Genomic DNA, 19017 nt, shown 5'->3' with positions numbered 1-19017 from the left:
CGCCGCGCGGTGGTGGACGCCACCACCGCGCGGCTTACCCTGGACCTCCACGGCGGAAAGGCACCTGTGTGAGCGAGAGCGTCGGCGAACGCCTGCGTGAGCTGCGCACCGAACGCGGGCTCACGCAGCGCGAACTCGCCGGGCCGCAGTACTCCGCGGCGTACGTGTCGTCGGTCGAGACCGGCGCGCGGACTCCGTCGGGAGACGCGCTGCGGTTCTTCGCCCAGCAACTCGGCATCGACGCGGGCGAACTGCTCGGCGGCCGGTCGCCGCGGGAGCTGATCGAGCTCGACCTCGAGCTGATCGAGACGGCGGACCGGTTCCTGGCCGGCGACGCCCGCCGCGCGACCCCGCGGATGCAGCGGATCCGGCGCCGTGCCGAGCGCCTCGACCGGCCGCGGCAGGTGGGGATCGCGTTGCTCTGGCTGGCCGGGTACTCGACCGGCGACGTCCGCACCAAGTACGTCGCGGATGCCGAGACGGCCCTGTCGGGCGAGCCGCCACCCGTGCGGGCGATGGTCGTGCCGCTGCGCGCGGCGGTGCTCACCGGATGGGGTGAGGTGCAGTATTCGGTGCACCTGCTGGAAACCTGCCACGCCGAGCTGCTGCGCGACGGCTACCCGCAGCCGTCGATGCTGCTGACGCTGCGGGCCTGCCTGGCCGAGCGGCACCTGCGCCAGGGCGACCTGGAGCGGGCGGCCGAGTACGCCGGCTCGGCGTTGCGGCTCGCCCGGGGCGGCCCGGCGGTGCTCGCGGAGCTGACCCGCAGTCACGTCGAGGTGTGCCGCAGCCACCTGGCGGCGGACCGGTTCGCCGACGCGGCCGCGTCGGTCGCCGCGGCCTACGACCTGATGCAGGAACGGGCGCTGCACCCGGCGATGGCGTACTGCCTGCTGGCCAGGGCCCGGGTCCGCGGCCGGTCGGGTGACGTCGAGGGCGCGCTGGCCGACCTCGGGGCGGCGCGGGAGACGGCGTGGCCGGACGACGTCCCGGCCATCACCGTCGAGCTGGCCGCGGAATACCTCGCGGCGGGCCGGCTGGAGACGGCGGCGACGCTGCTCGACCAGGTCCGCCCGGCGATCGTGGCGGGTACGGCGCTGGCCGCGGAGCTGCGGCTGCAGCTGGGTTCGCTGGCCAGGGCCCGCGGCGACGCGCGGCGTGCGGCCGAGGACCTGCGGGCCGCCGTCGAGCTGGCCACCGGCCTGGGTGCGCGCGGGGTGCTGGTCCGCGCGCTGCGGCCGTTGAGCGAACTGCTCGGCGAGACCGGGAAGCAGGCGGAGGCGGCGGACGTGCTGCGGAACGGGCTCATCGCACTGGGCGCGGAAGACGGCTGAAGCGATTCTGAGCGGTACTAACGAATCCCGTTGATCGAGATCATCCGGCGTTCGGATGGTGTCGCCGACAATCCCTACGAAAGTCGTTCCGACGCGGAACGCGGGGCGAATCCCCTGCTGCGGCGGGGTTTGTACGAATTGATTCGATAATCCGGAACGTGCCGTTGGTCCGTTCGGCGCATTGACGCCCCGATCCGCTGATCCTTTACTCGGATGCGTCCGGACGCATACCTCCTGTTAGCACGCCGGACACCTCTCCCTTTCCCTTACCGGACCTCGATTCTGCCTTCATGGAAGGAAGACCTCGATGACCCATCGTGGGTTCAGCACGGGCTTGGCGGCTGCCGCCGGGCTCGCCATGACGCTCGCGTTACCGGTGACCCCGGCGAACGCAGCTTCCCAAGCCCAGCCCGCCGCTCCCGAAGCGGCCGCCGCCCGCGCCGCCGACCAGGCGGCCGCCAGCGGTCTCGACGCCCTGCGCCGCGGCCCGGCCGAATCGTTCCAGCGGATCGGCCTCACCGCCGGGGGCGGTGGCCTCTTCTACGGCGCCTACCAGCGCACTTACCAGGGCCTCCGGGTCGTGGGCGGGGACGCGGTGGTCGTCGCGGACGGCGCCGGGCGCGTCCGCGGCACCAGTGCGGCCGAGACCGCGGCCATCACCGTCGGGACCCAAGCCCTGGTCGACGCGGCGAAGGCCGCCGCCACCGCCCGCGCCCAACTGCCCACTGTGGACAGTGTGAGCACGCCGGAGAAGGTGGTGCTGGCCGGGACGAGCCCGAAGCTGGCCTACGAAGTCGTCGTCGCCGGGCGCACCGCCACGGCACCGAGCAACCTGCACGTGTTCGTCGACGCGGCGACCGGTGCGGTGCTCGACAAGCGGGACGACGTGCGGACGTTCGCCTCCGGGGCGAAGGGCCAGGCGCAGCCCGCCACGGTGAACGTCGCCGGCACGGGCAACAGCTACTACGTCGGGAACGTCGCCATCGACACGACGCAGTCCGGCAGCACCTACACGATGCGTGACCCGGGCCGCACCGGCATCAGCTGCGGCCGCGAGGGCGGCTCCGTCTACAGTGGACCGGACAACAACTGGGGCAACGGCTCCGGCACGGACCTCGAGACCGGCTGCGTCGACGTCCTCTACAGCGTCCAGACCGAGTGGAAGATGCTCGCCGACTGGCTCGGCCGCAACGGCATCAACGGCAGCGGCACCGGCTACCCCGCCAGCGTCGGCCTGTCCGACGTCAACGCCTACTGGAACGGCTCGTCGACGCACTTCGGGCACTCGCAGGACAACCAGCGCCAGGCCACTTCGATGGACGTCGTCGGCCACGAGTTCGGCCACGGCGTCTTCCAGTTCACGCCGGGCGGTGCCGGTTCCGGCAACGAGAACGGCGGCATGAACGAGTCGACCGGTGACATCTTCGGCGCGCTGACCGAGGCGTACGCGAACAACGCCAAGGACACCCCGGACTACGAGGTCGGCGAGGGCGTCAACCTGGTCGGCCAGGGCCCGATCCGCTACATGTACCAGCCGTCCAAGGTCGGGGACCCGAACTGCTACTCGTCGTCGATCCCGAGCACCGAGGTGCACGCGGCGGCGGGCCCGCAGAACCACTGGTTCTACCTGCTGGCCGAGGGCTCGAACCCGGGCGGCGGCAAGCCCGCCAGCCCGACCTGCAACAGCTCGTCGGTCACCGGCATCGGCATCCAGAAGGCCGGCAAGATCTTCTACAACGGCCTGCTGAAGAAGACCTCGTCGTGGAACCACAAGGCCGCCCGCAAGGCGACCCTCGAAGCCGCGATCGCGCTCTTCCCGGGCAGCTGCACCGAGTACAACGCCACCAAGGCCGCGTGGGACGCCGTCTCCGTCACCACCGCCAGCGGTGAGCCGACGTCGTGCAGCGGCGGTGGCCCGGACTTCTCCGTCGCGCTGAACCCGGCTTCGGGTTCCGTGCAGCCGGGCGCCTCGGCGACCACCACGATCAGCACCGCGATCACCTCGGGCGCGGCCCAGTCGATCACGCTGTCCGCCTCGGGCCTGCCCGCCGGCGCGACCGCGACGTTCAGCCCCGCCACCATCTCCTCCGGTGGCAGCTCGACGCTGACCATCGCGACGACGTCGTCGACCCCGACCGGCAGCTTCCCGATCACCATCACCGCCGACGGGGCCAGCACCGACCACACCGCGACGTACGCCCTGACGGTCGGGACCACGTCGTCGTGCGCCCCGGTGACCAACTCGACCCGGCTGGACATCCCGGACTACCCGGGTGCCGCGGTCAGCAGCACCAGCACCGTGGCCGGCTGCGCGCGCAACGCGTCCGGCACCACCAAGGTCGAGGTGCACATCACCCACACCTACAGCGGTGACCTGGTCCTCGACCTGGTCGCTCCGGACGGCACCAGCTACCGCATGAAGAACTCCAGCAGCAGCTCGACGCCGAACATCAACACCACCTACACCGTCAACGCTTCTTCGGAAGCCGCGAACGGCGCGTGGAAGCTGCAGATCAAGGACGTCGGCCCGGCCGACACCGGTTACCTGTCCTCCTGGACGTTGACCGTGTAGCACCCCCGACCCCGTGAAGGCCGCACCAGCCAGGTGCGGCCTTCACGGTCGTTGTCCCCAACCCCCACCGAAGGAATTCACCGCCATGAAGTGGAAGACACGACTCGGCGCCGGGGTCACCGCCCTCGCCGCCGTCTTGGGTGTGGTCAGTGCGCCCGGTGGCGCCACAGCCACCGCCGCCACGACCCTCGCCGCACCGGACATCTCGCTGGCCAACATCAAGGGCCACCTCAACCAGCTGCAGACCATCGCCAACAACAACGGCGGCACCCGCTCGGCGCGCGGCGGCGGGTACGCGGCGTCGGTGTCCTACGTGGAAAACCTGCTCAAGAACGCCGGGTACACCACGACCCGCCAGACCTGCACCAGCTGCCTCGGGCAGTCGCAGAACCTCATCGCGGAGTGGCCGCAGGGCGACGCGAGCCAGGTCATCATGCTCGGTGCGCACCTCGACTCCGTCAGCGCCGGCCCCGGCATCAACGACAACGGCTCGGGCAGCGCGTCGATCCTCGAGGTCGCGCTGACGCTCGCCCGGACCAACCCGGCGATGGCCAAGCGCGTCCGGTTCGGCTGGTGGGCCGACGAAGAGTCCGGCCTGATCGGTTCGAAGTACTACGTCAACAACCTGCCCAGCAGTGAGCGCACGAAGATCAAGACCTACCTCAACTTCGACATGATCGGGTCGAAGAACTGGGGCTACTTCGTCTACGACGACGTCGCTTCGGTCAAGGCGATCTTCGACGAGTACTTCGCCTCCATCGGCATCCAGACCGAGGGCGACAGCGAAGGCGACGGCCGGTCCGACCACGCGTCCTTCAAGAGCGCGGGCATCCCGGTCGGCGGCCTGGCCACCGGCGCCGGCGACATCAAGAGCTCGGCGCAGGCGCAGAAGTGGGGCGGCACCGCCGGTTCGCCGTTCGACAACTGCTACCACCGCGCCTGTGACACGACGGCGAACATCCCGGACCCGCCGCTGGAGAAGAACAGCGACGCGATCGGGTACGCGCTGTGGAAGCTGGCCGTCGCCACCACCCAGGGCAACGACTTCTCCGTCTCGCTGAACCCGGCGTCCGGCACTGTCCAACCCGGACAGTCGTTGCAGGTCGCCGTCGGCACCGCGACGACTTCCGGCTCGGCGCAGTCGATTTCGCTGTCCGCCTCCGGCCTGCCCGCGGGCGCGACGGCGTCGTTCAGCCCGGCCACCATCTCCTCGGGCGGCAGTTCGACGCTGACCATCACGACGTCCGCGTCGACGCCGACCGGCACCTTCCCGATCACGGTCACCGCGGACGGCGCGAACGCCGACCACACGGCGACGTTCTCGCTCGGCGTCGGCAGCTCGTCCTGCGCGCCGGTGACCAACTCGACGCGGCTGGACATCCCGGACTACCCGGGTGCCGCGGTGAACAGCCCGGCGACCGTCGGCGGCTGCGCGCGCAACGCGTCGAACGCCACCAAGGTCGAGGTGCACATCACCCACACCTACCGCGGTGACCTGGTCCTCGACCTGGTCGCTCCGGACGGCACGGCGTACCGGCTGAAGAACTCCAGCAGCGACTCGACGCCGAACCTCGACGCCACCTACACCGTCAACGCCTCTTCGGAGGCCGCGAACGGTGCGTGGCAGCTCCGCATCAAGGACGTCGGCCCGGCCGACACCGGTTACCTGTCCTCCTGGACGCTGACCGTCTGACCGTTCACTCGGGGGCGTCCCGCACGGGGCGCCCCCGAGTTGTCTAGACCACCCGTTCGCAGGTAGTCAGCCCTTTCCCGCGGTCCCTATCGTGGACGGACACGCCGCGTACGCCCCTCAACGACGATGGGAGCCGGTATGTCCGGTCGCAGAACCCGCTTGTTCGGAACCCTTCTGGCCGCGGTGCTGGCCGTCCCGCTGCTCGTGCCGGCCCCCGCGCAGGGGGCGGTGCAGGCCGACACGTGCGCGGTGAAATCGCGGCCCACGGGCAAGGTCCTCCAGGGGTACTGGGAAAACTGGGACGGCGCCGCGAACGGCGTCCACCCCGGGCTGGGCTGGGTCCCGATCACCGACAGCCGCATGGCGCAGCACGGCTACAACGTCGTCAACGCCGCCTTCCCGGTGATCCGCTCCGACGGCACGGTGTTGTGGGAGAACGGGATGGACGCCGGCGTGAAGGTGTCGACGCCCGCCGAGATGTGCGCGGCGAAGGCCGCGGGCGCGACGATCCTGCTGTCCATCGGCGGCGCGGCCGCCGGGATCGACCTCTCGTCGTCGGCGGTGGCCGACCGGTTCGTCGCCACGGTCGTGCCGATCCTGAAGCAGTACAACTTCGACGGGATCGACATCGACATCGAGACCGGCCTGACGAACAGCGGGAACATCAAGACGCTCTCGGCGTCGCAGTCGAACCTGATCCGCATCATCGACGGCGTGCTCGCGCGGATGCCGTCGAACTTCGGGCTCACGATGGCGCCCGAGACCGCGTACGTGACCGGCGGCAGCGTCGCCTACGGCTCGATCTGGGGCGCGTACCTGCCGATCATCAAGAAGTACGCGGACAACGGCCGCCTGTGGTGGCTGAACATGCAGTACTACAACGGATCCATGTACGGCTGCTCCGGCGATTCCTACCAGGCCGGGACCGTGCAGGGCTTCACCGTGCAGACGCAGTGCCTGAACCAGGGCCTGGTCGTGCAGGGCACGACGATCCGCGTGCCCTACGACAAGCAGGTGCCGGGCCTGCCCGCCCAGCCGGGCGCGGGCGGCGGGTACCTGTCGCCGAGCCTGGTTTCCCAGGCGTGGCGGTCGGTTCCGGGCCTCAAGGGCCTGATGGACTGGTCGATCAACTGGGACGGCTCGAAGGGCTGGACGTTCGGCGACAACGTCAAGTCCCTGCAGGGCCGCTAGGAGTCGCCGGCCGGGATCGGGTCGTCGTACTCGCCCGGCGGGCCGGCGTATTCGCGGCCGCCGCCGTCCGGGAACGGCCACGGGTTCGGGACGCAGCCGTGCAGCCCGAGCGTCTGCTGCTCCATCACCGGCGCCGGCCGGCCCGGGCCCGGGCACAGCTCGTGGCCCTGGCCGAGCCGGTGCCCGGTCTCGTGGGTGACCATGTACTGCCGGTAGGCCTCGAGCGGGGCGCCGTAGTTCGGGACGGCGTTGGCCCAGCGGGCGACGTTGAGCACGACGTTGCTGCCGTTGCGGCAGGAGGTGTAGCTGTCCGGCGTGCCGCCGCACAGCCTGTCGCGGCTGGCCGGGGTGGCGAGGTAGATGGTGAAGTCGGCCATGTCGGCCGGCCCGACCTGCTGCAGCCGCCACTGGCCGCCGGCGGTCCAGCCGCGCGGGTCGCCGAGGATGGTGCGGATGTCCTTGGCGAACTCGGCGGGCCCGACGCCGTCGATGTCGGTCTCGACGGCGATCCGGTAGCGCATCAGCCGGCCGGACGTCCCGGCGACCTCGTCGTTGCCGGGGGTGAACATCCACTGCCCGGACCCGGTCCGCGGGAAGGTGATGGCGGCCTCGGCGACGGGCGCGCTCTGCGTCACGGGCTCCCGCTCGGCCGGCGGCGGCGGGATCGAGGTGGCGTCCCCGATGGCGGTGCGGATCGGCCCGGCCGCCGGCGCGGCCACGGGCTGCCCTTCCCCGCAGGCGGCCACCCCCGCACCCACCGCCAGGGCGAGCACGGCCACCGCCGCGGCTCGTCTCGCGGTTTTCGGCATGGGTCCTCCCGGGGTGCGGCTTCAGAAAGACATACGGGCCGCGAGCGGGAAAAGTTGCGGTGACCTGCGGTGGCGGAGCGTCACCGCAGGTCGGCGCCGCGACTGTGACCACGACCACAGCACCGGCTGCGACGTTCGGTGTATCGCGCGCCGGGAACTCAGGCCAGGAACTTGCGGAGCACCTCGGTCACCTGGCGGATCTCCGCCGTCCGGACGTTCTCCTGCTTCGTGTGCGCCAACGTCGGGTTGCCCGGGCCGAAGTTCACCGCCGGCATGCCGCGTGCCGCGAAGCGCGCCACGTCGGTCCAGCCCAGCTTGGCCGCCGCGCGGCCGCCCGCCGCCGTCACCAGTTCCGCCGCCGCCGGGGCCGACAGGCCCGGCAGCGCGCCCGGGGAAAGGTCCACAACGGACAGTTCGAAACCGTCGAAAACCTCGCGCAGGTGACGCTCTGCCGCCGCCGGGTCGCGGTCCGGGGCGAAGCGGTGGTTCACCGTCAGCACCGCCGCGTCCGGGACCACGTTGCCCGCCACGCCGCCGCTGATCGCCGTCGCCTGGAGGCCTTCGCGGTAGGTCAGGCCGTCGATGTCGACGATCCGCGGGGTGTACTCCGCCAGCCGGCGCAGCGGCTCGGCGAGCGCGTGGATCGCGTTCTCGCCCATCCACGCCCGGGCGGTGTGCGCCCGCTTCCCCGCCAGCCGCAGCTCGACGCGCATGGTGCCCTGGCAGCCGGCCTCGATCACGCCGTTCGACGGCTCACCGACGATCGCCAGGTCGCCGGCCAGCCACTCCGGCAGCTCGCGCTCGATCCGGCCGAGGCCGTTCTTGACCGCTTCGACCTCTTCGTTGTCGTAGAACACGAAGGTGACGTCGTGCTTGGGCGCGGGCAGCGTGGCCGCCAGGTGCAGGAAGACCGCGTCGCCACCCTTCATGTCGACCGTGCCGAGGCCGTGCAGGATCTCTTCGTCCCCGGTGCCTTCACGCCGCGAAGGCAGGTTGCCGTTTTCGGGCACGGTGTCCAGGTGCCCGGCGAGCACGACCCGCGACGCGCGGCCGAGGCTGGTCCGCGCGAGGACGGTGTCGCCGTTGCGGACGACCTCGAGGTGCGGGGCCTGCGCCCGCAACGCGTCCTGCACCGCGGTCGCGATCTCGGCCTCGGCGCCGGACACGCTGAAGATGTCCACCAGCGCTGCGGTCAGGTCCACCGGGTCGGCGTGCAGGTCGAGGCTCATGCCCCGCACGCTACCGTGGGGGTGTGCCTAAGTTCCCGGTCGCCGTGGGCGGCGCGTTGCTGGTCCTGGTCCTGTCGGGCTGCGGGAACGAGGCCGGCCCGGCGCCCCGGCCCCGGGCCGGGGAGCCCGGGCCGGACGCGCTCCCGACCAAGCTGGACGCGCTGACCGTCGACCAGTGCTACGCCAGCCCGCGCACCCAGCTGCCGAAGGGCTGTGAGAAGTACGTCACGGAGGTCGCCAACGTGCCGGGCGCGGCCCGCAAGCGCGCGGACGACCGCGACCCGCAGCTGGTCGCCGAGGCCGGCAAGCTGGAGCAGGCCGTCGGGTCGTTCCGGGGCGCGGGCTGCACCACGGTCCCGGCCGCGGGCGGTCCCTGCTCGCAGGCGCTCGTCGACATCGCCGGCGCCCTCGCGGGCCTGAAGAAGCAGGTAGACGCCCGGCCCACGAGTGGTTGATCCGCGTCACTCCACTACGGTGAAGGTCGTGAGCGAGCAGAGCCCGAACCCCGAAACGACCGGCGCCAGCGGCGTCGGGCTGGCCACCGTCACCACCGACGGGACGGTCCTCGACACCTGGTACCCGCACCCGAAGCTGACCGACGGTGGCACCGCCGGCACCGAGCGACTCGGCGCGGACGAGGCGAAGGAGCTGCTCGGCGAGGCCGCCGCGGCGCTGCTCGGCCCGGACACCGACCGCGGGGTCGAGGTCGTCGCCGTGCGCACCACGATCGGCAGGCTCGCCGACGCGCCCGCGGACACCCACGACATGTACCTGCGGCTGCACCTGCTCTCGCACCGGCTGGTCCGCCCGCACGGCCAGAACCTCGACGGCATGTTCGGCCTGCTGGCCAACGTCGTGTGGACCAACCACGGCCCGTGCCCGGTCGAAGGCTTCGAGACGACCCGGCTGCGGCTGCGGGCGCGCGGCCCGGTGACCGTCTACAGCGTCGACAAGTTCCCGCGCATGGTCGACTACGTCCTGCCCTCGGGGGTCCGGATCGGCGACGCCGACCGCGTCCGGCTGGGCGCGCACCTGGCCTCCGGCACGACCGTGATGCACGAGGGCTTCGTCAACTTCAACGCCGGCACGCTCGGCGCGTCGATGGTCGAGGGCCGGATTTCGGCCGGCGTGGTCGTGGGCGACGGCTCGGATGTCGGCGGCGGCGCGTCGATCATGGGCACGCTGTCCGGCGGCGGCAAGGAAACGATCTCCCTGGGCGAGCGCTGCCTGATCGGCGCGAACGGCGGCGTGGGCATCTCGCTGGGTGACGACTCGGTCGTCGAGGCGGGCCTGTACGTCACGGCGGGCACGAAGGTCCTCGTCGAGGGCAAGGTCGTCAAGGCCCGCGAGCTCAACGGCATTTCGGGCGCGGTGTTCCGCCGCAACTCCGCGAACGGCGCGGTCGAGGTCGTGCCGCGGACCGGCTCCGGCGTCGAACTGAACGCGGCGCTGCACGCCAACGACTGAGGGCGATCGGTCACCTACCATCCAGGGGTGACCACCGAATCGTTCCGCCGGACGCCGGCTGAGCTGGGCCTGCCGGACGCGCCCGTCGAAGCGCGTCCGGCCGACCCGGCGGTCCACCACGTCCGCGCCAAGCTCGACCGGGAGATCCGCGCGCTGCTCGCGCACGAACCCGGCACGCGCTCCGGCGTGGACCCGGAAGACCTGCACCAGATGCGCGTCGCCCTGCGGCGGATGCGCAGCGTGCTGAAGCTGTCCGGCGAGCTGGTCGGCGACGGCGCCGAACCGGTGCGCGCGGAGCTGGGCTGGCTCGGCCAGTCCCTCGGCGAGGTGCGCGACTACGACGTGCTGATCGGGCACCTGCGCGAGGTCATCGCCGGCTTCGAGGTCCGCGACCAGGCGGCGGGCCGTCGCCTGGTGTCGAAGTTCGTCACCGAGCGAGCCACGGCGAAGCGCCGCCTGACGCGGGCGCTGTCGAGTGCCCGGTACTCGACGTTGCTGCGCGAGGTGAGCCTGCTGACCCGGGCGGAGTCCGCCCCGGCCGTCACCCGGCCGCACGACCTGATCACCGGGCTGGCGAAGCCGCACCGCAAGCTCGCCAAGGCCGTCCGCGCCCTGCCCGCCGACCCGCCGGACGACGACCTGCACGCGCTGCGCATCCACGGCAAGAAGCTGCGTTACGCGGCCGAGCTGGCCCAGACGTCGGTGAAGAAGAAGCAGACGGCGAAGATCAAGCAGCTGCTCAAGGCGACGAAGGACTTCCAGACCGTGCTCGGCGAGCACCAGGACGCGGTGATCGCGGCCGAGCGGATGCGCACGATCCTGGAGTCGGCGGACGGCCCGATGGGGTTCGTCGCGGGCCGCATCGCCGAGCGCGAGCTGAGCCGCCGCGCCGAGGCCCGCGCGACCTGGCGCGCCTCCTGGGCCGCGGTGGACTCCGCCGCCAAGGCCCTCCACGCCTGAGCCGCACCCCGGCAACGTCTTGAATGACTCATTCCTTGCATCCGACGCCAGGAATGAGTCATTCACTGCGTTCCGGCCGGTGAGTCTCAGGACATCGACCAGACGTATCCGTCCGGCCGGATGAGCACCCGGCAGCCATCCGAAGCCTCGTAGGCCGCGTAGGCGTGGCCGCCGTCGTCGACCAGGTCCATTCCCGTGGCCACGCTCCCCGCCGGCAGGATCCGGTACCCCGGCGTCTCGCCCGCCCCGAACAGCAGCTCCGTCGCGTGCGGGCCGCGGAACAGCTCGAACAGCCGCACCCGCTTGCCGTTCGCGTCGGCCAGCGGGGCGTCCGGCGCCCGGTCGCCCGGCCGCAGCGCGCCCGTCCCGGCCGGTGACAGCGGGCCGCCGCGGTAGGTGATGTTCAGCTGGTTCGTCTCTTCGCCGCGGTGGTGGGCGTCGTCGTCCCCGTCGACGTACTTCTGCAGGATCCCGGCCGTCACCCCGAGCACCCGGGCCGCGACCGTGCGCCGCTCGATCTCGTAGCTGTCCAGCAGCTCCGGTGCCCCGTCCGCGAGCTTCCAGCCCAGGTTGTAGCCGTCCTGGACACCGGTGTTCAGCCCCTGCCCGCCGGTCGGCGGGTGGACGTGCGCCGCGTCCCCGGCCAGGAACACCCGGCCGTCGCGGAAGCGGGCCGCCAAGCGGATGTTCGGCCGCCACACCGTCGACCAGACCAGGTCGGACAGCTTGACCGTGCCGCCGCTCAGCGTGTCGAGCCGGGCCTGGACCGCGGGCAACGCCGTCTCGACGTCGGTCTCGCCGTCGCCGAGGGAGGCGCCGAACTGGAAGTGCGGCGTACCCGGCAGCGGGCTGAACATCATGCCGCTCATCGGCTCGTCCGGGGTCGCGAACCAGTGGCCGTAGTTCCGGTCGAGCCCCTCGGCCCGGACGTCGCCGAGCAGCATCCGGATCGACTCGTCGGTCGTGCCCTCGAACGCGATCCCCAGCGTCTTGCGCACGAAGCTCTTGCCGCCGTCCGCGCCGACCAGGTACTCCGCGCGGACGGTTTCGCCCGTGCTCAACGTCGCCGTGACGCCGTCGGCGTCCTGGGCGAAGCCGGTCAGCGCGGTCGCGAGCTCGACCCGCACGCCGTACTCGGCCAGCCGGTCGCGCAGGATGCCCTCGGTCTGCGACTGGCCCAGGAACCAGCCGGTCGCGTACGGCCGCGACGGCGTCGGCTCGACGGGGTCGAACATCATCCGCTCGCCCACCACCTCGCCGCCGAGGTGGATCTTCATCGGCACCGGGGCCATGCCCGCGGCCAGCACCGCGTCGAGCACGCCCAGGTCCTCGAACACCTCCAGCGTGCGCGGCTGCATCCCGTCGCCGCGCGAGCCCACGAAGTACGTCTCGGCCTTGTCGATGATCCGCACGGCGACGTCGCGCCGCGCCAGCTCGATGGCCAGTGTCAGCCCGGTCGGTCCCGCTCCCGCGATCAGCACCCGTGTGTCCATGTCGCCCTCCCAGTGAATTTAAGTTCAGTGAATCTAGATTCAGAATGACGCTGCTAGCGTCCTATGTCAAGGGAGGTGGCGATGACGGCGACGAGCCGCAAGGAAAAGGCCGCGGAGACCGAGGTCGCGCTCAAGGCCGCGGCCAAGCGCGTCTTCGCCCGGAAGGGCTACCTGAACACGAAGATCACCGACATCACCGCCGAGGCGGGCCGGGCCGCGGGGTCGTTCTACAACCACTTCGCGGGCAAGGAAGAGCTTCTCGAAGCGCTCATGGCCGACATCGCGGCGTCCGGCGACGAGAGCGCCGACAGCGAGGACCACCTGAACGACTTCAGCGACCCGGCGGCCGTGCGCTGGCACGTCCGGCAGTACTGGACCTTCTACCGGGAGAACGCCGCGACCATGCTGGCGCTGCGCCAGGCGGCAATGGTCAGCGAGTCGTTCGCACGCACGCTCGCGCAGTTCGGCGCGTCCCAGGCCGCCGACCTCGACGACCACCTCGCGCACGTCACCCGCGCCGGGCTGAAGCTGCCCACGACGCCGGACCGCTGCGGGATGCTGATGTACAACCTCGTCGACTCCTTCGCGGCGACGTGGCTGCACGGCTCACCGCCGGACTGGACACCACCGACCGACGAAGAAGCGATCGAGCTGCTCACGCGGTTCATCTACCGGGGCCTCACCGGCCGCGACTACTGAGTCAGGCGCTCCACAGCGGCGTCGACGCGCTCGTCCGTCGCGGTCAGCGCGACGCGGACGTGCTTGCCACCCTTCGGGCCGTAGAACGTCCCCGGCGCGACCAGGATCCCGCGGTCGGCCAGCCACCGGACCGTCGCCGCGGCGTCCTCGTCCCTGGTCGCCCAGAGGTAGAGCCCCGCTTCGGAGTGGTCGATGCGGAAGCCGTTGTCCAGCAACGCCTTCCGCAGGACGAGGCGGCGGCGGGCGTAGCGCTCGCGCTGCGTGCGCAGGGCCTCGTCGTCGGTCAGGGCGGCGACCATCGCCTCCTGGACCGGGCGCGGCACGATCATGCCCGCGTGCTTGCGGACCTCGAGCAGCTGCGCGATCAGGCGCGGGTCACCGGTCAGGAACCCGGCGCGGTAGCTGGCCAGGTTCGCCGACTTCGACAGCGAGTGCACCGCGATCAGCCCGTCGGTCCGGCCGTCGCAGACGTCCGGGTGCAGCACCGACAGCGGGTCGGACTCCCAGCCGAGCGCCAGGTAGCACTCGTCGGAGACCACGACGACGTCACGCTCGCGCGCCCACTCGACGACCTTGCGCAGGTGCTCGACGGGCAGCACCTGGCCGGTCGGGTTGGACGGCGAGTTCAGCCAGATCATCGCCGGCTTCTGCGGGCCGAGCGCGGTCAGGCCGTCGGACCGCAGGATCGACGCACCGGCCAGCAGCACCCCGACCTCGTACGTCGGGTAGGCCAGCTCCGGGATGACGACGACGTCGCCGGGGCCGAAGCCGAGCAGCCGCGGCAGCCAGGCCACGGCCTCCTTGGACCCGATCGTCGGCAGCACGGCGTCCGGCTCGATGCCGTCGACGCCGTGCCGCCGCGCAAGCGCCCCGCGCGCGGCTTCCCGCAGCGCCGGGATGCCGTGGGTGGTCGGGTACCCGGGGATCTCCGAGACCGACGCGAGGGCCTCGCGGATGCCGGCCGGGACCGGGTCGACCGGCGTGCCGATGGAGAGGTCGACGACCCCACCGGGATGCGCCTGGGCCGTGGCCTTGACCTCGGCGAGCGAATCCCAGGGGAAGTCGGGCAGCGCGATCCGGTTCATTCGCCCTGCGGGGGCAGCGCCTTGATGAAGGCCGGGTCGTGCGCGGTCTTGCCCACCTTGGACGCACCGCCGGGCGAGCCCAGCTCGTCGAAGAAGTCGACGTTCGCCTTGGTGTAGTCCGACCAGGTGTCCGGGACGTCGTCCTCGTAGTAGATCGCCTCGACCGGGCAGACCGGCTCGCAGGCGCCGCAGTCGACGCACTCGTCCGGGTGGATGTACAGCATCCGCTCGCCCTCGTAGATGCAGTCCACGGGGCACTCGTCGATACACGCCTTGTCGAGCACGTCGACGCAGGGCTCGGCGATCACGTAGGTCACTGCGCACTCCTGCTTTTCTCAGCAAACAGCCAGTCGGTGCCGACATTACGCGGCGTCGGCACCCGTTCGGTTGGTGAGGCAAGCCTTATCCATACCCCGGGTATGGGGCTCACCTCTGCCGGCGGCGCGGGGGCGGGGTGGCCCGGGCGTCACCGGTGATGACGAAGCGCGGCTTGGGCGCTTCGCTTGCGCCGCTTTCGGGCGTGTCACTCCCGGGCTTCTTCTCCCCCACGGCTCGGTTGAACCCTTCGGCGATCTCGTCGACGACCTTCTCGTTGTGCCGCTCGTCCTTGCGCTGGATACCCACGCCACACCTCCTGCGGAAATCCGCTCCCGCGACGTTCACCGTCTCCGTCACAATCTAGCGGTGAACGCCCGCGAGAAGCTCGAACTCACCTGCAGCAAAGCATGGCCACCTCTGGCGGAGGAGCCCCTGGGTGAGTGGCGCCTGCGCTGGGCGGATGGCTTCACCGGGCGCGCCAACAGCGCACTCGCCATCGGCGACGCCGGCCGCCCGCTCGCCGAGGCGCTGCGCGCGGTGTGTGATTTCGCCCACGATCGGGGGATCCCCCCGATGGTGCAGGTGGTCCGGGACAGCCCGAACGAACGCGCGATCACCGCGGCCGGGTGGGTGCCGGCCACCGGCCACGGTGCCGGCCACGAGGTCGAGGTGCTCACCGCGCCGCTGGTCCCCGCCGCACGTTTTCGGGGGTTCCGGGCGGCGGAGCCCCCGGCTCGGGCCGAAGGCCCGGATGTCACACGTTCTCGGGGGTTCCGGGTGGCGAAGCCTCCGGCTCGGGCCGAAGGCCCGGATGTCACACGTTTTCGGGGGTTCCGGGTGGCGAAGCCCCCGGCTCGGGCCGAAGGCCCGGATGTCACCGCCGTCCCCGGCGTCACGGTGGGCGACGAGCCCGGGCCCGGCTGGTGGGAGCTCACCCTGCGCCCGGGCGAAGACACCCCCGCCGCGCGGCAGGTCCTCACCGGCGGGAAGGTCGGTTACGGCGTCGCGGTCGTCGAGGGCAGCGTCGCCGGCGCCGTCCGCGCCGCCCTGGTCGACGACTGGCTGCACGTCGGGCGGCTGGCGGTGCACCCCGCCTTCCGCCGCCGCGGGCTGGCGTCGGCGCTGATGGGCGCCGCGCAGACCTGGGGTGCGGAACACGGAGCGGACCGCGCGGTGTTGCAGGTCGCGGAGGGGAATTCGGGCGCGCTCGCGCTCTACGCGGGGCTCGGCTACGCCCCGCACCACAGATACCGGTACTGGGTGCCCGCACCCGGCTCGTGCGAGGATTCGACGTCGTGAAGATCGTGGTAGTGGTCGGCGGAGTGGGCGGGGCCCGCTTCCTGCTGGGTGTCAAGGCGGCTTTGGGCATGGCACCCGAGGGTGCCTCCGAGTCGGAGCACGAGGTGACGGCGCTGGTCAACACCGGCGACGACGTCTGGATGCACGGGCTGCGGATCTGTCCGGACCTGGACACCTGCATGTACACCCTGGGCGGCGGGATCGACAAGGAACGCGGCTGGGGGCACTCGGGCGAGACCTGGGTCGTCAAGGAGGAGCTGGCCGCCTACGGCGCCGAGCCGACGTGGTTCGGCCTCGGCGACAAGGACATCGCCACCCACCTGATCCGGTCGCGGATGCTGCGCGCGGGCTACCCGCTCTCGGCGGTCACCGAGGCCCTGTGCGACCGCTGGCAGCCCGGCGTCCGGCTGCTGCCGATGTCGGACGACCGGGTCGAGACGCACGTCGTGATCGACGACCCGGAGCAGGACGGGCAGCAGAAGGCCGTCCACTTCCAGGAGTGGTGGGTGCGCTACCGCGCCGAGCCGAAGGCGCACTCGATCGTCGCGGTGGGCGCCGACGAGGCCAAGGCCGCGCCGGGCGTGCTGGAGGCCATCTCCGGCGCGGACGCGGTGCTGTTCGCGCCGTCCAACCCGGTCGTCTCGGTGGGCACCGTGCTGGGCGTGCCCGGCGTCCGGGACGCGCTGCGCAAGACGTCAGCCGGTGTGGTCGGGGTGTCGCCGATCATCGGCGGCAAGGCGCTGCGCGGGATGGCCGACGCGTGCCTGACCGCGATCGGCGTCGAGACGTCGGCCGAGGCGGTGGGCCGGCACTACGGCTCGCGCAAGGACGGCGGCGTGCTCGACGGCTGGCTGATCGCCGAAGGCGAGACGGCGGACGTGCCGGGCGTGACCGTCCGCGACGTCCCGCTGCTGATGTCCGATGTGGACGCGACCGCGGCGATGGCCCGCGCCGCCCTCGACCTGGCTGGAGCCCCCGTTGCCTGACACCGCTGACCACGCCGCCCCCAAGCTGGAGATCCTGCCCGTCACCGGGCTGCCGGAGTTCCGCCCGGGCGACGACCTGACCGGCGCGATCGTGGCCGCCGCGCCCTGGCTGCGCTCCGGCGACGTCCTGGTCGTGACCAGCAAGATCGTCTCCAAGGCCGAGGGCAGGCTCGTGCGCGTGCCGTCGGACCCGGAAGCCCGCGACGCCGAACGCCGGAAGCTCGTCGAGCAGGAGGCCGTGCGGATCGTCGCGCGGATCGCGCGCACGGTGATCACCCAGAACCACCTGGGGATCGTGCAGGCCGCGTCCGGGATCGACGCGTCCAATGTGGCCGGTGACGAGGTCGCGCTGCTGCCCGCCGACCCGGACGCTTCGGCGCTGGCGCTGCGCAACGGGCTGCGGGAGCGGCTCGGCGTCGAGGTCGCCGTCGTCGTCACCGACACGATGGGCCGGGCCTGGCGGGTCGGGCAGACCGACGCCGCCATCGGCTCGTCCGGGCTGCGCGTGCTGCACGCCTACCAGGGACAGGTCGACGGGCAGGGCAACGAGCTGGCCGTCACCGAGGTCGCCGTCGCCGACGAGCTCGCCGCGGCCGCCGACCTGGTCAAGGGCAAGCTGGGCGGGACGCCGGTGGCGGTCGTGCGCGGGCTCTCCTTGGAAGACGACGGTTCGACCGCGCGGAACCTGATCCGGCCGCTGGAGGAGGACCTCTTCCGGCTGGGCGTCAACGAGGCCGTCGCGCAGGGCCGGCGCGAGGCCGTCCCGGCCCGGCGCTCGGTGCGGCACTTCGCGGACGAGCCGGTCTCCCCTGCCTCGATCCGGCGGGCCGTCGGTTCCGCGCTGACCGCGCCCGCGCCGCACCACACGCACCCGGTGCGGTTCGTCTGGCTGCGCGACTCCGGCGTCCGGAAGAAGCTGCTCGACGCGATGCGCGAGTCGTGGCAGGCCGACCTGTCCGGGGACGACTTCACGCCGGAGCAGATCGCGAAGCGGCTCAGCCGGGGCGACATCCTGTACCGGGCCCCGGAAGTCGTCATCCCGTTCCTGGTCCCGGACGGCGCGCACACCTACCGCGACGACCGCCGCAACGACTGCGAGAAGACGATGTTCACCGTCGCCGGCGGCGCCGCGGTCCAGGGCCTGCTGGTCGCGCTGGCGGCCGAGGGCCTGGGTTCGTGCTGGATCGGGTCGACGATCTTCGCCGCCGACGTCGTCCGCGAAGTTCTCGGCCTGGACGAGCGCTGGCAGCCGCTCGGTTCGGTCGCGATCGGCGTGCCGCTCACCGAGCCGGACCCGCGCGGGTCGGCCTCGGCGGGCGAAGGGCTGCTGGAACTGTGAGCCTGCACGCGGACGCCGTCACGACGCTTTCGTCGTGGCGGCCTGCTGCCGCTTCCCAGGAGTCGCTGCGCCAGGCGTTCCTCGGCTTCCTGGCCGCTCGTGAGGATTCGTGTCAGCGCTCCTGCGAGGCCGGGCACCTGACGGCGTCGGCGGTGGTGCTGGACCACACCGGCACGCAGGTGCTGCTGACGCTGCACCCACGGGTCGGCCGGTGGCTGCAGCTCGGCGGCCACTGCGAGCCGTCGGACACGTCACTGGCCGGGGCGGCGCTGCGGGAGGCCACCGAGGAGTCGGGGATGTCCGGGCTGCGGATCTCCGCCGAGCCGGTGCACCTGGACGTCCACCCGATCACGTGCTCGCTGGGCGTGCCGACCCGGCACTTCGACGTCCGGTTCGCGGTGCACGCCCCGCCGGGGGCCTCGCCGGTGCGCAGCGACGAGTCCGACGACCTGCGCTGGTGGCCGGCGGACGCGCTGCCCGCGGGGTCGGAAGATCTCGCCGATCTGGTGAAAGCGGCCGTTCCTGTCGGTGCCGGGCGATAGC

General features: G+C 72.0%; 18 protein-coding genes. 12 read left to right on the top strand and 6 right to left on the bottom strand.

All coding sequences use genetic code 11. The annotated features are described in order from the left end of the window. Positions 1-68: 68 nt before the first annotated feature. The 4 genes from AB0F52_RS20505 to AB0F52_RS20490 all read left to right on the top strand — a co-directional run bounded on the left by AB0F52_RS20505 (position 69) and on the right by AB0F52_RS20490 (position 6790). The gene (locus AB0F52_RS20505; protein WP_360172988.1) at positions 69-1334 is read left to right on the top strand and encodes a helix-turn-helix transcriptional regulator; all 1266 of its coding nucleotides are present in this window, start codon (positions 69-71) and stop codon (positions 1332-1334) included. 307 nt (positions 1335-1641) lie between these two features. Beyond that, positions 1642-3906 carry a M4 family metallopeptidase gene (locus AB0F52_RS20500; RefSeq protein WP_360172985.1) on the top strand — a complete coding sequence of 755 codons (2265 nt, stop codon included), beginning with the start codon at positions 1642-1644 and terminating at the stop codon, positions 3904-3906. 85 nt (positions 3907-3991) lie between these two features. Beyond that, on the top strand, positions 3992-5599 hold the full coding sequence (locus tag AB0F52_RS20495) for a M28 family peptidase (RefSeq protein ID WP_360172982.1): 1608 nt from the start codon (positions 3992-3994) through the stop codon (positions 5597-5599). A gap of 138 nt (positions 5600-5737) precedes the next feature. Continuing rightward, positions 5738-6790: a chitinase gene (locus tag AB0F52_RS20490; protein ID WP_360172979.1), complete on the top strand. Its 1053-nt coding sequence runs from the start codon at positions 5738-5740 to the stop codon at positions 6788-6790. Here AB0F52_RS20490 and AB0F52_RS20485 read toward each other — a convergent pair. Together AB0F52_RS20485 and dapE are read right to left on the bottom strand one after the other, a co-directional pair. Beyond that, positions 6787-7599, bottom strand: coding sequence for a DUF3152 domain-containing protein (locus tag AB0F52_RS20485; protein ID WP_360172976.1), 813 nt, complete (start codon positions 7597-7599; stop codon positions 6787-6789). The two genes, AB0F52_RS20490 and AB0F52_RS20485, sit on opposite strands and share 4 nt — an antisense overlap. A 158-nt stretch (positions 7600-7757) precedes the next feature. Continuing rightward, positions 7758-8828 (bottom strand): succinyl-diaminopimelate desuccinylase, encoded by a 1071-nt coding sequence (gene dapE, locus AB0F52_RS20480; protein ID WP_360172973.1) that lies wholly within the window; start codon positions 8826-8828, stop codon positions 7758-7760. 44 nt (positions 8829-8872) lie between these two features. Between dapE and AB0F52_RS20475 the strand changes: the two genes are divergently transcribed. The 3 genes from AB0F52_RS20475 to AB0F52_RS20465 are packed head-to-tail and all read left to right on the top strand — an operon-like array spanning position 8873 to position 11255. Beyond that, the gene (locus AB0F52_RS20475) at positions 8873-9283 is read left to right on the top strand and encodes a hypothetical protein (RefSeq protein WP_360173226.1); all 411 of its coding nucleotides are present in this window, start codon (positions 8873-8875) and stop codon (positions 9281-9283) included. A 28-nt stretch (positions 9284-9311) separates the two neighbouring features. Continuing rightward, complete coding sequence (gene dapD, locus AB0F52_RS20470; protein WP_360172970.1) at positions 9312-10295, top strand: 2,3,4,5-tetrahydropyridine-2,6-dicarboxylate N-succinyltransferase; 984 nt, start codon at positions 9312-9314, stop codon at positions 10293-10295. 27 nt (positions 10296-10322) lie between these two features. After that, entirely contained in the window at positions 10323-11255 is a 933-nt protein-coding gene (locus AB0F52_RS20465) for a CHAD domain-containing protein (RefSeq protein ID WP_360172967.1), read from the top strand. 86 nt (positions 11256-11341) lie between these two features. Here the strand turns inward: AB0F52_RS20465 and AB0F52_RS20460 are convergent, their stop codons facing one another. Further along, positions 11342-12748 (bottom strand): FAD-dependent monooxygenase, encoded by a 1407-nt coding sequence (locus AB0F52_RS20460; RefSeq protein WP_360172964.1) that lies wholly within the window; start codon positions 12746-12748, stop codon positions 11342-11344. Between the two features lie 81 nt (positions 12749-12829). Here AB0F52_RS20460 and AB0F52_RS20455 point away from each other — a divergent pair, with 81 nt between their 5' ends. Further along, positions 12830-13447, top strand: coding sequence for a TetR/AcrR family transcriptional regulator (locus AB0F52_RS20455; RefSeq protein ID WP_360172961.1), 618 nt, complete (start codon positions 12830-12832; stop codon positions 13445-13447). On the opposite strand, the gene dapC is transcribed toward AB0F52_RS20455, so the two are convergent. The 3 genes from dapC to AB0F52_RS20440 form a co-directional block, all read right to left on the bottom strand. After that, positions 13441-14532 (bottom strand): succinyldiaminopimelate transaminase, encoded by a 1092-nt coding sequence (gene dapC / locus AB0F52_RS20450; RefSeq protein ID WP_360172958.1) that lies wholly within the window; start codon positions 14530-14532, stop codon positions 13441-13443. The two genes, AB0F52_RS20455 and dapC, sit on opposite strands and share 7 nt — an antisense overlap. Beyond that, positions 14529-14849: a ferredoxin gene (fdxA, locus tag AB0F52_RS20445; protein ID WP_103344199.1), complete on the bottom strand. Its 321-nt coding sequence runs from the start codon at positions 14847-14849 to the stop codon at positions 14529-14531. The genes dapC and fdxA overlap by 4 nt, the downstream gene beginning before the upstream one ends. Positions 14850-14958: 109 nt before the next feature. After that, entirely contained in the window at positions 14959-15156 is a 198-nt protein-coding gene (locus AB0F52_RS20440; protein WP_360172955.1) for a hypothetical protein, read from the bottom strand. Positions 15157-15216: 60 nt separating this feature from the next. Here AB0F52_RS20440 and AB0F52_RS20435 point away from each other — a divergent pair, with 60 nt between their 5' ends. The 4 genes from AB0F52_RS20435 to AB0F52_RS20420 are packed head-to-tail and all read left to right on the top strand — an operon-like array spanning position 15217 to position 19016. Then, entirely contained in the window at positions 15217-16149 is a 933-nt protein-coding gene (locus tag AB0F52_RS20435; protein WP_360172952.1) for a GNAT family N-acetyltransferase, read from the top strand. Then, positions 16146-17135, top strand: a complete 990-nt coding sequence (cofD, locus tag AB0F52_RS20430; protein WP_360172949.1) for a 2-phospho-L-lactate transferase — start codon at positions 16146-16148, stop codon at positions 17133-17135. Before AB0F52_RS20435 ends, cofD begins: the two co-directional genes overlap by 4 nt. Beyond that, a complete protein-coding gene (locus AB0F52_RS20425) occupies positions 17128-18474 on the top strand; it encodes a coenzyme F420-0:L-glutamate ligase (protein ID WP_360172946.1) in 1347 nt (448 codons plus the stop codon). Before cofD ends, AB0F52_RS20425 begins: the two co-directional genes overlap by 8 nt. Beyond that, positions 18471-19016 (top strand): NUDIX hydrolase, encoded by a 546-nt coding sequence (locus tag AB0F52_RS20420; RefSeq protein WP_360172943.1) that lies wholly within the window; start codon positions 18471-18473, stop codon positions 19014-19016. The genes AB0F52_RS20425 and AB0F52_RS20420 overlap by 4 nt, the downstream gene beginning before the upstream one ends. Position 19017 lies beyond the last annotated feature (1 nt).

The organism is Amycolatopsis sp. NPDC024027, from assembly GCF_040638975.1.
GTDB lineage: Bacteria > Actinomycetota > Actinomycetes > Mycobacteriales > Pseudonocardiaceae > Amycolatopsis.
This window is presented reverse-complemented; position numbering and strand designations above follow the sequence as displayed.